15 protein-coding genes are annotated in these 12,770 nt (G+C 38.2%); 1 reads left to right on the top strand and 14 read right to left on the bottom strand.

Annotated features, from left to right (window positions below; genetic code table 11):
- The first annotated feature begins 37 nt into the window (after positions 1 to 37).
- The gene (locus FVB32_RS17330) at positions 38 to 925 is read left to right on the top strand and encodes an SMP-30/gluconolactonase/LRE family protein (protein ID WP_147745133.1); all 888 of its coding nucleotides are present in this window, start codon (positions 38 to 40) and stop codon (positions 923 to 925) included.
- Between the two features lie 6 nt (positions 926 to 931).
- Here the strand turns inward: FVB32_RS17330 and rimO are convergent, their stop codons facing one another.
- The 14 genes from rimO to FVB32_RS17260 form a co-directional block, all read right to left on the bottom strand.
- The gene (rimO, locus tag FVB32_RS17325) at positions 932 to 2,242 is read right to left on the bottom strand and encodes a 30S ribosomal protein S12 methylthiotransferase RimO (RefSeq protein ID WP_147745132.1); all 1,311 of its coding nucleotides are present in this window, start codon (positions 2,240 to 2,242) and stop codon (positions 932 to 934) included.
- Between the two features lie 56 nt (positions 2,243 to 2,298).
- The gene (locus tag FVB32_RS17320) at positions 2,299 to 4,026 is read right to left on the bottom strand and encodes an amidase family protein (RefSeq protein WP_147745131.1); all 1,728 of its coding nucleotides are present in this window, start codon (positions 4,024 to 4,026) and stop codon (positions 2,299 to 2,301) included.
- Between the two features lie 5 nt (positions 4,027 to 4,031).
- Positions 4,032 to 4,889: a DUF2911 domain-containing protein gene (locus tag FVB32_RS17315; RefSeq protein ID WP_147745130.1), complete on the bottom strand. Its 858-nt coding sequence runs from the start codon at positions 4,887 to 4,889 to the stop codon at positions 4,032 to 4,034.
- 1 nt (position 4,890) lies between these two features.
- A complete protein-coding gene (locus FVB32_RS17310) occupies positions 4,891 to 5,664 on the bottom strand; it encodes a response regulator (RefSeq protein ID WP_147745129.1) in 774 nt (257 codons plus the stop codon).
- Between the two features lie 60 nt (positions 5,665 to 5,724).
- A complete protein-coding gene (gene ftsY / locus FVB32_RS17305) occupies positions 5,725 to 6,681 on the bottom strand; it encodes a signal recognition particle-docking protein FtsY (protein WP_147745128.1) in 957 nt (318 codons plus the stop codon).
- Positions 6,682 to 6,824: 143 nt separating this feature from the next.
- Positions 6,825 to 6,977: a DUF4295 domain-containing protein gene (locus FVB32_RS17300; RefSeq protein WP_097047502.1), complete on the bottom strand. Its 153-nt coding sequence runs from the start codon at positions 6,975 to 6,977 to the stop codon at positions 6,825 to 6,827.
- Positions 6,978 to 6,985: 8 nt separating this feature from the next.
- Complete coding sequence (gene rpmG, locus FVB32_RS17295; protein WP_031444791.1) at positions 6,986 to 7,168, bottom strand: 50S ribosomal protein L33; 183 nt, start codon at positions 7,166 to 7,168, stop codon at positions 6,986 to 6,988.
- A gap of 27 nt (positions 7,169 to 7,195) precedes the next feature.
- Positions 7,196 to 7,423, bottom strand: coding sequence for a 50S ribosomal protein L28 (gene rpmB / locus FVB32_RS17290; protein WP_147745127.1), 228 nt, complete (start codon positions 7,421 to 7,423; stop codon positions 7,196 to 7,198).
- A 73-nt stretch (positions 7,424 to 7,496) separates the two neighbouring features.
- Positions 7,497 to 8,744, bottom strand: coding sequence for a competence/damage-inducible protein A (locus FVB32_RS17285; RefSeq protein WP_147745126.1), 1,248 nt, complete (start codon positions 8,742 to 8,744; stop codon positions 7,497 to 7,499).
- Complete coding sequence (locus FVB32_RS17280) at positions 8,745 to 9,083, bottom strand: Hpt domain-containing protein (RefSeq protein ID WP_147745125.1); 339 nt, start codon at positions 9,081 to 9,083, stop codon at positions 8,745 to 8,747. It abuts the gene before it with no gap.
- Entirely contained in the window at positions 9,083 to 9,694 is a 612-nt protein-coding gene (locus FVB32_RS17275; RefSeq protein ID WP_147745124.1) for a fumarylacetoacetate hydrolase family protein, read from the bottom strand. The genes FVB32_RS17280 and FVB32_RS17275 overlap by 1 nt, the downstream gene beginning before the upstream one ends.
- A gap of 24 nt (positions 9,695 to 9,718) precedes the next feature.
- Positions 9,719 to 10,495: a 3'-5' exonuclease gene (locus FVB32_RS17270; RefSeq protein ID WP_147745123.1), complete on the bottom strand. Its 777-nt coding sequence runs from the start codon at positions 10,493 to 10,495 to the stop codon at positions 9,719 to 9,721.
- A gap of 9 nt (positions 10,496 to 10,504) precedes the next feature.
- The gene (locus FVB32_RS17265; RefSeq protein WP_147745122.1) at positions 10,505 to 11,287 is read right to left on the bottom strand and encodes a carboxylesterase family protein; all 783 of its coding nucleotides are present in this window, start codon (positions 11,285 to 11,287) and stop codon (positions 10,505 to 10,507) included.
- A gap of 65 nt (positions 11,288 to 11,352) precedes the next feature.
- Positions 11,353 to 12,714, bottom strand: coding sequence for a dihydrolipoamide acetyltransferase family protein (locus FVB32_RS17260; protein ID WP_147745121.1), 1,362 nt, complete (start codon positions 12,712 to 12,714; stop codon positions 11,353 to 11,355).
- Positions 12,715 to 12,770 lie beyond the last annotated feature (56 nt).

Raw genomic sequence — 12,770 nt, 5'->3', positions numbered from 1 at the left:
GAGTGTGAAATCCTTGGCAATACATTTCTTCAAACACATGAAATTAAAAATCATACTTCTTTTTGCAGCGCTGACCATATTTGCGTGCAAAAAGGCGCATAAAAAAGTTGGCGACCAAGATTCTGAAAGAGAACCAACTACCCATCAACTAAAATGGGTTTTGGGAAAAGAACTCCTAAATGTGGAGAGTGTAATTTTTGATGCTGAGCATCAAGTTTTTTATGCCTCTTGTGGAAAAGATTACAAGCTTGGGAATCAAGGTTTCATTGCAAAAATATCCGCAGAAGGCAAATTACTAGAGCAAAAATGGGTGTCAGGTCTCAATAGACCTACAGGAATGGCAATACATGATGGCAATTTATATGTCGCAGACATTAACAACCTTGTAGTGATAAATACAGCCAGTGGTGAAATCTTGCAAAGAATTACTGAACCAATAGAAAAATCGGGACTCAATGACGTTGCTATAAGCAAAAAAGGACTCATTTATGTAACTGCCTCTTTTATTCATACCATTTTTAAAGTACAAAATGCGGAAATGCAATCTTTTTTAAAAGATGATAACCTACTTACATGGGCGAATGGAATTGCAATTAAGGGAGAAACATTAACTATTGGTGGAACACATTTGGTGTCCATTGATATCAATTCAAAAAAAATTACAAAACTCAACTTAGAGCCAAATATTTCCGATTTCGATGGAATTGCCTTAGATGGTGAAGGAGGATATTATGTTACAACAGTAGAAAACAGTGCACTTTGGCATATCAATAAAAATCTACAAGTTGAAAAATTAGCAGAGAATAACAGCTATTTTGGGGACTTGGATTTTATTCCCGAACATCATAAAATCGTAATAGCTCAAGGAAAACAAGATAAATCTTCCTTTTTCCTCGGTGTTCATCCTATTGCAGAAGTCAATTAAACTTGCCTATTTCTTATGGGATGGAATACCATACAAATCAAAATCTGAAGCTTCGGTAATTTCGACAGAGGCAAAATCCCCGACTTTTACATAGTGTTTTGTAGCGTCTATCAATACTTCATTGTCCACATCTGGCGAATCGAACTCTGTGCGACCAACAAAATGGTTTCCTTCTTTTCGGTCAATGATACACTTAAAGGTTTTCCCTATTCTTTCTTGATTCAACTCCCAAGAGATTTGTGATTGAACCTCCATAATTTCATTGGCACGCTGTTGCTTTACTTCCTCAGGGACATCATCTTCTAGCGAGTATGCATGGGTATTTTCCTCATGGCTATACGTGAAACAACCCAAACGCTCAAAACGCATTTCTGTCACCCAGTCTTTTAGTGTTTGAAAATCTTCCTCTGTTTCCCCTGGGTACCCCACAATCAAAGTAGTTCTTATGGTCATTTCTGGAACGGCTGCCCTAAAGTCTTGAAGCAATTGTGTTGTTTTCACCTTAGTTGTCCCTCGGCGCATACTTTTTAAAATAGGGTCTGCGATGTGCTGTAGTGGTATATCAATGTAATTGCAGATTTTAGGCTCTTTCTTCATCACTTCCAATACATCCATAGGAAATCCTGTTGGAAAAGCGTAGTGTAGTCGAATCCATTCAATTCCTTCAACCTTTACCAAGGCTTGAAGCAACTCGGCCAAATTTCTTTTTTTATACAAATCAAGACCATAATACGTTAAATCTTGGGCTATTAAAATAAGTTCCTTGACTCCTTTCGCTGCTAATTTCTCAGATTCTGAAACCAATTCTTGAATAGGTTTGCTCCTATGTTTTCCCCGCATTATGGGAATAGCACAAAAAGAACATGGTCTATCACAACCTTCGGCAATTTTTAAATAGGCATAATTTTTTGGAGTTGTGGTCAAACGTTCCCCTATCAATTCATGCTTGTAATCAGCCCCTAAAGCTTTCAACAAATTGGGCAAATCACTGGTTCCAAAGTATTCATCCACATTTGGAATTTCCTTTTCCAAATCGGGTTTGTAGCGCTCGCTTAAACATCCTGTCACAAAAACCTTATCTACATCCCCTGCTTCTTTCTTTTGAACGTATTCCAAAATGGTATTTACACTTTCCTCTTTGGCATTGGCAATAAATCCGCAGGTGTTTATAACAACAACGTTGCCTTCTTCTTCATGAACCACTTCTTTGTTATTGGCTCTCAGCTGACCCATCAATACCTCAGAATCGTAGACATTCTTGCTACAACCTAGGGTAACTACATTGATTTTGTTCTTTTTAAGCGATTTTGTGCGCATATGTTTTGTAAATGGGGTGCAAAAATACAAAAGTTAATACCATTAGGATCATATGCTCAGTCCATATACGCTTCTGGTATTTTCCTTGCTCTGGTCAAAGATTCAAATGCGGCTCCCAAGGCATATAATTTCCCTTCCTGATATTGTTTTGCAATGAAGGTTAAATTGATAGGTTCACCAGAATTTTTATATCCCATAGGTATTGTCAGCGCCGGATATTCTGCGGCAGCAGCTACGCCGGCATCATAATTATTGATGGACAACACGGCATCTAAACGATATTCACTCATGGGAACGTTAAAATAGGTGCGCCCATTGGCTTTCAACCTTTGTTTGATAGCCTTAAGTCCTTCAATTGATGTGGTATCTGCCAAAATACCATCTAATCGAGCCTGTCCGTACGGAATTCTGACCAAGCTATCTTTCAGATTAAATGCTACAACATCTTTCACATCGTGCACAAGGACACTATTGCTATCCTTTACATGAGTTTCAATATAATCTGGTAAATCATTTTTCATGTCGATGTTCAAAATTGAAAGAAAACCATCAAATTTTACCTCAGGTGGTTCGAATTCAATAATGGTAGCTCCGGCAATTTTCAATTTTTCCATTGTTGCCCGATAAATGGAATCACTTTCGATGTAATTTTTGAACGCACCAAATCTTTTGCCTTTAAGGCTTACTTCTTTGGCATACCACCTTTCCTCCCAATCCGCTTGAACAGATTTTTCGTCATTGTCGTCAAAACCACGCATGGCATCCAATAAAATTCCATTATCAATTACATTTTTGGTCATTGGACCAGGAGTATCCAAAGTACTTGAAATAGGAACAATGCCAGTTCGGCTCAAAAGCCCAATAGTGGGTTTCATCCCTACAACAGAATTTTGACCAGATGGCGATAGAATGGAGCCAGAGGTCTCTGTACCTACCGCTGCCACTGCATAATTTGCTGCTACAGAGGTGCCACTGCCAGCACTTGAGCCTCCGGTATCAAAAACACGACGACCATATGGGTTTAAGGTCTGACCTCCTACGGCACTTTGACCATTGGGGCATTCACAAATAAAATTGGCCCACTCACTCAAGTTTACTTTTCCTAAAATTAATACTCCTTTTTCTTTTAGACGCTCCACAATGTAAGCATCATCCGTTTCGTTTTCCATTAATGCTATTGCCCCAGCGGTTGTTTTCATCCCTTGAATGCCAATGTTGTCCTTTAACAATATCGGCATCCCATAAATAGGATGATGACCTTCGGAATCAGCATCCAACTTTCTAGCTTCTTCCAAAACATTGGGATTCAAGGCCAACACTGTGTTTAATGTTGTTTCATTAGGTAGCTCATATGTATAAATGCGATGTAGATAAAACAATGTTAAATCAACATAACTGAACTTTTTCCTTGAAATATGCTTTTGAAGCGTAGGGATATCCTGCTCCAAAACCAATGATCGCATCTCATTGTATTTTTCCTCTGGAAATTTGGCGACCTTAGTATATAATGGTGTAAAAACTTCATTCTTATCCAACACTTTGGATTGAATGAACTTGTAACGCATCCGTTCGTTTTCATGTCCAACATTCTCTGTTACTTCGGCGGCATCATTATATGGAGTCCAAAGTAATTCTTCCTTTCCTATTTTCTCAGTCTTCTTTTCCTCAATAGTTACCGAAGGGATTTGCTCCTGTTTATTTTCCTTTTTAAAAAATTGACAAGATTGAAATATCAGGAACAATACGGATAGGCTCCAACTAACTCGGATGGTGTTTTTTCTCATTATCACTACTTTTTTAGCACTTGTTTCCAGGCCGAAATATTTTTCTGGTTCATCCGAACAAACTCATCTTTTCCAAGTTCATCAGCAATTTTCAAGGATTTTTCTGCTGATGCAATTGCAGATTTATAATCACCAAGCTTTGCTTCTACCAAGGATTTTACGCGATGAAAGTAATAGGTATCCCCTCCCAATTCTAATGCTTTGTTTAAGTACTCTAACGAGCGTTCATAATCCTTTTCTTGTTCCTGTAAATAGCGGGCAGCTTCATAATACGTTTGGGCCTTAGGATTTTCTGTAATTTGTTTTGCAATCTCAATCTCCATTTGGGCATGGGTATCCACAATAAAAGGAATGATGACCTGTGTTTTTGCCCAAGTCAAGTTCATATTGGTTGAGTTATGGGTAATGGAATCAAAGGCAATTAAAAAGTTTTCTTGATGATGATGAACATTTTGTGGTTTGACGTTTACACGAAACAAATCTTCTTTTGGGTCATAATTTCTGCGTCCATCACCCCAATGTGAAATATTCTTATGAAACACAATCTGCCATGCTGAAGCTTCTGGAAAAGCGTATAAGGCATAAGTACCCTTGGGCAAAGTATTTCCCATTACGGTCATATCTGTATCTACCGTAATTTTTGTGGATTCGTTAGCTCCCACACGCCATATACGCCCGTAAGGCACTAATCCACCAAAAATCTCTCTGCCTTTGGTTGCTGGACGTGAATACTTCACTGAAATTTTAGAAAGTCCTACCTCTTGCTCTGCTATAGCTAATGGGCTTGCCTTTGGGTGATTAATTTGTGCATACCCATTAATACCAAAAACCAAAAGGAAAACAATTAAAATTCGTGAAGCCATATCAATTCTTTTTTATTCCCAAAAGGTATAAAATAACTCCTGGACCTGATTTTACCTTGTCAATTTCCCAATTGTATGTCTCACCGTTTTCCAAACTATTTACCAAACCTCTCATTTCTTCTACAGAATAGGTCCGCAAGGAGGATACAACTCCATCCCAGAGCACAAACAGCGGCACTATTGGAATTAAATACGTGAAAATGAGTCGCCCAAATTTAAAAGGCCTTATAAATGGTGCGGTGAACAAAACACTTATGGGAGAGAAAAGCATGGCCAAAATACTGGGAATACTTCGCTCTTGAGCTTCAAAAATGCCTATTGCGCTATTGGAATCCACGGCATTTTGTAGAATCTGCCGTGCATCATTGGGCTTAAAATGATGCAGAGATAAAAACTGCGTTCGCAATCCTTTTAAACTTTCCGGTACTTTTCTGGCATCAATGGATGCGGTAATGAATTCAAAATTATCCGCTTGTTTTTTAGTATATTCAAAAGCACTAAGGTTTGGGTAATAATCCGTTAACACTATTTTTAGGTCTGGATGAGTTTTTAGCAATTCGGAATTTAACCACAGTAAACCACCGCCACCGCCAGAACCTAAGTCTATAATCGTATTGGACCCTTCCGCTATTAAGCCTTTTTCAAGAATTGAAATGACTGGCTTATAGAGTTTGGTCTTGTTGGAAAGAAATTGTAAAAAATCAGTGCCATAATCCCTTAGAAACTTAGGAAACCATTTTTGATCTTCGAATTCAAATAAGTGTATTCTTCCCATACTATATATTCATAATATAAATTTAAGGGAACATTATGTAATGTAATCAAAATCTGGGTATTAGACCTTAAAAAACGAATCGACAAACTCATACTTATTAAAGACCTGAAGGTCTTCGATTCCTTCCCCTACGCCAATATATTTTACTGGTATTTGAAATTGGTCAGAGATACCAATCACGACTCCCCCTTTTGCAGTTCCATCCAATTTGGTCACGGCTAAACTGCTTACCTCTGTCGCTTTTGTAAATTGCTTTGCTTGTTCAAAAGCATTTTGTCCGGTAGAACCATCCAATACCAATAGCACCTCATGGGGAGCATCTGACACTACTTTTTGCATCACTCTTTTCACTTTGGAGAGTTCATTCATAAGGTTGACCTTATTGTGCAATCTACCCGCTGTATCAATTAAAACCACATCAGCATTGTCTGCTACCGCCGAATTTAGGGTGTCAAAAGCCACTGATGCAGGATCACTACCCATTTTTTGTTTTATGATGGGAACATCTACTCGTTTTGCCCAAACTTCCAATTGGTCTATAGCAGCAGCCCTAAAGGTATCACCTGCTCCCAAAACCACTTTCAATCCTTGTTTTTTAAATTGATAGGCCAGTTTCCCGATTGTAGTCGTCTTTCCTACCCCATTTACCCCAACCACCATAATGACATAAGGTTTTTTATCTGAAGGAATTACAAACTCGGTATCTTCTCCTACATGGGTTTCTGAAAGGAGTCCTGCAATTTCCTCACGAAGAATGGTATTGAGTTCATCAGCACCCATATATTTGTCTCGAGAAACCCTTTCTTCTATACGGTCAATAATCTTCAAGGTGGTATCAACCCCAACATCTGAAGAGACCAAAACCTCTTCAAGGTTATCCAAGACCTCATCATCCACTTTAGATTTACCGGCCACGGCTTTGCTCAACTTACCAAAAAAACTGCTTTTTGACTTTTCGAGACCTTTATCCAGCGTCTCTTTTTTGTCCGAAGAAAATATTTTTTTAAATAGGCTCATGTGCGTTCGTCATCAATCTTCAAAGATAGGAAAGTAAGAGGAGTTTTGTTAAATCCATTTTGGGTTTCCCCTTTTAGCGTAAAGATTTTATAAAATAAAAAAGCCGCTATAAAGCGGCTTTAAATTTTGTGCTATGATTTGGGTTACTTCTTGTTTAACCAATCATTTACCAATTCTGGAGACATAACTGACTCAACAAATGTATAAGCCCCAGTTTTTGGAGACTTTACCATTTTGATGGCCTTTGTCAATCTTTTTGAACTACCCTGTAGTGTTGCTACTGTCTTCTTTGCCATGACCTAACTTATTTAATTTCTTTATGAACAGTCATACGCTTAAGAATAGGATTGAATTTTTTAATCTCCATTCTGTCTGGCGTGTTCTTTTTATTTTTAGTAGTAATGTACCTAGAAGTACCTGGCATACCAGATTCTTTGTGCTCTGTACATTCTAAAATAACCTGAATTCTATTTCCTTTCTTTGCCATTGTATCGTACTTAAAATCTTATGCTACCTATTTTTTGGAATTGATTTCCTTTAAAACAGCAGAGATTCCTCTTTTATTGATAATCTTTACACCTCTAGACGAAACGTTTAGGGTTACCCAACGGTCTTCTTCTGGAATGTAAAATCTCTTTTTAGAAATATTTACATCGAATCTCCTTTTGGTTTTATTGATAGAAAAGGAAACGTTGTTTCCAAACATCACCTTTTTTCCTGTAACTTCACAAATCTTAGACATCTCCCTAACTTTTGAGTGATTTTATTGAGGCTGCAAATTTATAGCATTTTAATGGGACGCACAAAATTCTTTTTTAGAATTTTAGAATTTCTTTTAGTAATAATTCAAATGCCTTGTTTACAGACTTCTGAACAATGCGTTCTCTATGATTCCCCATAGTGAATTTCTGCGCAAAAGTATGTTCTGGAGTGCTAACCGCAATGTAGGTCGTTCCCACCTCAGCATCTGAATCCCCTTTTGTGGGGCCCGCATTACCTGTTGTAGCTATTGAGAAGTCCGTGCCCAGCATCTTTTTTACATTTTTAGCCATGGCTATCGCTACTTCTTCGCTCACCACGGAATGTTTTTTTACCAAGTCTTCAGGGACACTCAACACTTTAATTTTCGCCTCGGTGGCATAGCTCACTACACTACCCTTGAAATAGGATGATGCGCCAGGGATAGTGGTTATTTGTTGTGCAATTTTGCCTCCTGTAAAACTTTCAGCTGTTGCCAAAGTCATTTTTTTTTCTGTAAGCAGCTTTGCAATTTGATATTCGATGGACTCTTCTTCTTCCTCTCCATAGATGATATCGCCGATCAATGGATATAATTTTTTCACTTCCGCTTCAATCGCTGCAATTATCTCTCCATTGTTATTTCCCTTTGCGCTAAGACGAAGGCGAACCCTTCCCAGATTAGGCAAGTATGCAAGTTTTATAAATGGGGGTAGGCTATTTTCCCACTCCTCAATTTTATTGGCAATGGCACTTTCACCCAAACCATAGGTCATTATGGTTTTGTGAAAAATGTGAGGGCGTTTGTATTCTTTTATAATTTTGGGAAGCACCTCATTCTTCATCAAGTTTTTCATCTCAAAAGGCACTCCGGGTAGGGAAATAAATGCAGTATCCCCTTTTTTCATCCAAAGTCCTGGAGCTGTACCGTGTGCATTGTGTAGCACTGTAGCTTTTGAAGGCACCAACGCCTGTTTCCTATTTAAATCTGATATTGGAGTGGAAATATATTTTTTGAACAATTCTTCAATATATTCCAAAACGCCATCATCTTGAATGAGATCATCGTTAAAAAAATGACATAGGGTGTGTTTGGTGATATCGTCTTTGGTAGGGCCCAAACCTCCGGTTATAATAACTACCGATGATCTATCCTCAGCAACTTTTAAAGCTTCCAAAATATGGTCACGATCATCTTGTACCGAAGTAATCTGATATACCGAAACACCAATCTTATTTAGTTCTTTGGAAATAAATGCAGAATTGGAATCTATAATCTGCCCAATGAGAATCTCATCCCCAATGGTTATGATTTCAGCTTGCATTTACAGATTGAAGTCTTTTTTAAGTTCCCCTATTACCTGAAGCACATCCTTTTTTAGGAGCGGAAACTTTGTCTCAATTTCATCGATATTGGTGGTAGTCTTTCCCAAAGTTTCAATTTCAAGTGCCGTGGCCCTTGTTTGCTCCATTCCCAATAAATCCACATTGGGTTTTATTTTGTGGGCCAGTTTATATACATTTTCATAGTCCCTTTGGGCAATGGCTTTTTCCAAGTCTTCCATATCAATAGGAACTTCTTCTAAAAACACCGAAACTACAGAAGTAACAAAATCTTGATCTCCTTCTGCCATTTCATTAATCTTATCGAGGCTGTAAATCATTATCTCACATTAATTTCAAACATCTTCTCTCCTTCGAGACTACCTGAAAGGTAATCATTTGGGCTTACTTTACCAACCCCCGCTGGGGTACCTGTGAACAGAATATCGCCCTTTTTAAGCGTAAAATAGGTGGATACATGGGCTATTAACTCGTCTATCTTCCACAGCATCAGGGAGGTATTGCCATTTTGCACATTTTCCCCATTTTTTAACAAGGAAAAACCCAGTTTATCAAGGTTTTCGTACATACTTTTTGGTATCCACTTACCCACCACAGCTGAGCCATCAAATCCTTTAGCTTTTTCCCATGGCAAACCTTTGCCTTTAAGTTTAGCCTGGAGGTCTCTTGCGGTGAAATCTATCCCTAAACCAACTTCATCATAATACTTATGTGCAAACTCTTTTGAAATGTGTTTTCCAACTTTTTTTATTTTTACCAATACCTCTACCTCATAATGAATATCATTGGAAAATTCGGGAATATAAAAATCCTGTTCTTTTGGTAAAATGGAAGAATCTGGTTTTATAAAAACTACTGGCTCCTCCGGTCTTTCATTTTGCAATTCTTCAATATGGGCAGCATAGTTTCTGCCGATGCATATCAGTTTCATATTCCTAATATTTGAATTTATTTTTTAAGACAGCTTATTGTTCAGCTTGCTAAGTTTAATTTGGGTAAGTACCTTTTTAGTATACAACGGAAAATCGGCATTCAAAATCCATCCGAAATAACCTGGTTCGGTTTCCATAACCTCATCTACGGTTTTACCTTTGTGCTTTCCGAAAGCAAAAATGGGTTGTTCTTCTTTATTAACACCAATAAATCCTGCAAAGTCCAAGGATTGTTTTCTTGTGGTGAATTCTGATAACTTCTTTACGTCGTTCTCCAATTCGGGATATCTGTCCAATTGTGACAATAAGACTTCATATGTAGCTAACGTATCCGCTTCAGCACTATGGGCATCATCTAAATTTTTATCACAATAGAACTTATAGGCAGCCCCTAACGTTCTTTTTTCCATTTTATGAAAAATGGTCTGTACATCTACCGAAACCATATTCTTCATGTCAAAATCCACATCTGCCCGGAGCATTTCCTCGGCAAGGAGCGGAATATCAAAACGATCTGAGTTAAAACCACCAAGATCACTATCCTTGATCATCTTATAAATTTCTTTGGATAGTTGTTTAAACGTAGGCTCATTGGCCACTTTTTCATTGGTAATGCCATGCACAGCAACCACTTCTGGCGGAATGGGCATTTCTGGGTTTACAAGCCAGGTTTTACTCTCTTTATTTCCATTTGGAAGGATTTTGAGAATAGAAATCTCCACAATTCTGTCTTTGGCCACATTGGTACCGGTTGTTTCTAAATCGAAAAAACAAATAGGTTTGGTAAGCTGTAGTTGCATAGGTTGATATTATTTTGATTTGGAAAATAGCCATGATAGCAATTCTGGCTCTGCAAAGGCATTATCCCAGCTATTGTGACCAACACCAGGGTATACCGAATATTTTACATCGATTTCTAAACTTTTCATGGCCTGTACCATCACTGCCGAATACTTTTCAGGAACCACGGTATCCGCTTCACCATGAAACACCCACCAATCCAGACGCTTAAGCTTGCTCGCTATTTTTGGATTTGCACCACTGCAGATAGGAAAGGCCGCCGCAAACATTTTAGGGTTTCTTCGAACCAATTCAAAGGTGCCCATTCCACCCATTGAAAGCCCGCCAACGTAGATTTTGGATTTATCAAGTTTGTAGGTCTTTTTTAGCTCTTTTAAAAGTCCTTCTAGCAGTAACATGTCTTTGGTAGGTTCCGCATCTTCATAATAGATGAACTCTCTATTGGGGATATTTCCCTTTACATCAATCTTCGCCCAAGAGCTATTAGTAGCACATTGAGGGAAAACTACAATGGAAGGGTATTTTTCCATTACGGTTTCGCCCAAAAACAAACCCGAACCATGCACCAGTTGTGCTTCATTATTATTACCACGTTCTCCCGAACCATGTAAAAACAACACCAATGGATACTTTTTGGTCGCATCGTAATTCTTTGGCAATAACAGTCGGTAGGGAAGACTATCGCCTTTCTTTTCATAAACTTTTTTCTGATAAGCTGAAAGGTCTTGTGAGGCCATATTTGTGGAACATAGTAAAAATAGGGCCAAATTTAAAGTGATTAATAATCTCATTGATCAATGAATTTGATTAATCCTCTAAATTAACAATAGTGAAAGGAATAGCTATGTTTTTAGGGCTAGATTTCTCTATTTATATCCCAAGCTTCGAGATAATCGGCTACTGTTTTAACAAACATTCCACCAAGAGCGCCATTTACAACCCTATGGTCATAGCTATGGGAAAGGAACATTTTGCTTCTAATGCCTATGTACTCCCCTTGATCGGTCTCGATAACGGAAGGCATTTTTCTAATTGCACCTAGAGCCAAGATTCCCACTTGAGGCTGATTAATAATAGGCGTTCCAAATATGCTTCCGAAAGAGCCCACATTGGTCACCGTATAAGTACCATCTTTTACCTCATCTGGTTTTAACTGATTGTTTCTTGCTCTACTGGCAAGATCGTTCACTGTTTTTGCCATACCAACCAAATTAAGTTGGTCTGCATTTTTAATAACAGGAACTATTAGATTACCATCAGGCAATGCGGCAGCCATTCCCAAGTTGATGTTTTTCTTTTTAATAACCTTATCTCCATCCAAGGAAATATTAATCATTGGATATTTTTTTAAAGCCATCGCCACGGCTTCCATAAAAATTGGAGTGAAGGTCAATTTTTCACCTTCGCGTGCCTCAAAAGCTTTTTTATTGTTATTTCTCCAGTTAACCACATTGGTCACATCAACCTCTACAAAACTTTGTACATGGGCAGAAGTGGCAATACTATCCACCATATGATGCGCAATTAATTTACCCATACGCGTGAGTGGAATTATTTCATCACCATCCGCCACAGGTACTGGAGCAGTTTTTGGTTTTTCATGACGTGCTTCTTTTTTAATTTCCGCGGAAGGAGCAGAAGTCACTACTTGTTCAGTCTTTGCAACTGGCACCGGTGATTTAGTCCCATTTGAAGAGCGATTATCCAAAAATGCTTTAATATCATTCTTGGTCACTCTTCCTTCTTTTCCTGTTCCAATAATGGCTTCCAATTCATCCATGGAAATTCCTTCTTCCTTGGCAATATTTTTGACCAATGGAGAATAAAACCGTTCTGAACTTGAAAAATCCTGCGCGGGTATGGAAATGGTTTCTTTTACCTCAGCCATTTGATTTTCAATTACTGCAACTGGCACTTCTACAACATCTTCAGCTTCATCTACAGTGTCCGTTCCATTGGAAGATACATCTACAGCTCCATCCGTTTGAATAACCGCTACAACTTCACCTACTTTGATGATGTCATCTACTTCAAATCGTTTTTCCAGCAGCACACCTTCCACTTCACTAGGAACTTCAGAGTCAACCTTGTCAGTAGCAATTTCAAAAATTGCCTCATCCAACTCAATGGTATCTCCAACGTCCTTTAACCATGTAGTTAATGTTGCTTCGGCAACACTCTCTCCCATCTGCGGTAATTTCAATTCAAACTTTGACATATTCTTATTTAACGGAGTAATATCGACTTATATTTTGCAAAAATAATAAAGAAATC

Source organism: Flagellimonas hymeniacidonis (assembly GCF_008040165.1).
GTDB lineage: Bacteria > Bacteroidota > Bacteroidia > Flavobacteriales > Flavobacteriaceae > Flagellimonas > Flagellimonas hymeniacidonis.
The sequence above is the reverse complement of the archived record's forward strand: the minus strand, read 5'-3'. Positions and strand labels throughout refer to the sequence as shown.

Excerpts from the sequence above, each read along its gene's own strand:
- FVB32_RS17330 (WP_147745133.1), top strand. The coding sequence starts at position 38 with ATGAAATTAAAAATCATACTTCTTTTTGCAGCGCTGACCATATTTGCG.
- rimO (WP_147745132.1), bottom strand. The coding sequence starts at position 2,242 with ATGCGCACAAAATCGCTTAAAAAGAACAAAATCAATGTAGTTACCCTA.
- FVB32_RS17320 (WP_147745131.1), bottom strand. The coding sequence starts at position 4,026 with ATGAGAAAAAACACCATCCGAGTTAGTTGGAGCCTATCCGTATTGTTC.
- FVB32_RS17315 (WP_147745130.1), bottom strand. The coding sequence starts at position 4,889 with ATGGCTTCACGAATTTTAATTGTTTTCCTTTTGGTTTTTGGTATTAAT.
- FVB32_RS17310 (WP_147745129.1), bottom strand. The coding sequence starts at position 5,664 with ATGGGAAGAATACACTTATTTGAATTCGAAGATCAAAAATGGTTTCCT.
- ftsY (WP_147745128.1), bottom strand. The coding sequence starts at position 6,681 with ATGAGCCTATTTAAAAAAATATTTTCTTCGGACAAAAAAGAGACGCTG.
- FVB32_RS17300 (WP_097047502.1), bottom strand. The coding sequence starts at position 6,977 with ATGGCAAAGAAGACAGTAGCAACACTACAGGGTAGTTCAAAAAGATTG.
- rpmG (WP_031444791.1), bottom strand. The coding sequence starts at position 7,168 with ATGGCAAAGAAAGGAAATAGAATTCAGGTTATTTTAGAATGTACAGAG.
- rpmB (WP_147745127.1), bottom strand. The coding sequence starts at position 7,423 with ATGTCTAAGATTTGTGAAGTTACAGGAAAAAAGGTGATGTTTGGAAAC.
- FVB32_RS17285 (WP_147745126.1), bottom strand. The coding sequence starts at position 8,744 with ATGCAAGCTGAAATCATAACCATTGGGGATGAGATTCTCATTGGGCAG.
- FVB32_RS17280 (WP_147745125.1), bottom strand. The coding sequence starts at position 9,083 with ATGATTTACAGCCTCGATAAGATTAATGAAATGGCAGAAGGAGATCAA.
- FVB32_RS17275 (WP_147745124.1), bottom strand. The coding sequence starts at position 9,694 with ATGAAACTGATATGCATCGGCAGAAACTATGCTGCCCATATTGAAGAA.
- FVB32_RS17270 (WP_147745123.1), bottom strand. The coding sequence starts at position 10,495 with ATGCAACTACAGCTTACCAAACCTATTTGTTTTTTCGATTTAGAAACA.
- FVB32_RS17265 (WP_147745122.1), bottom strand. The coding sequence starts at position 11,287 with ATGAGATTATTAATCACTTTAAATTTGGCCCTATTTTTACTATGTTCC.
- FVB32_RS17260 (WP_147745121.1), bottom strand. The coding sequence starts at position 12,714 with ATGTCAAAGTTTGAATTGAAATTACCGCAGATGGGAGAGAGTGTTGCC.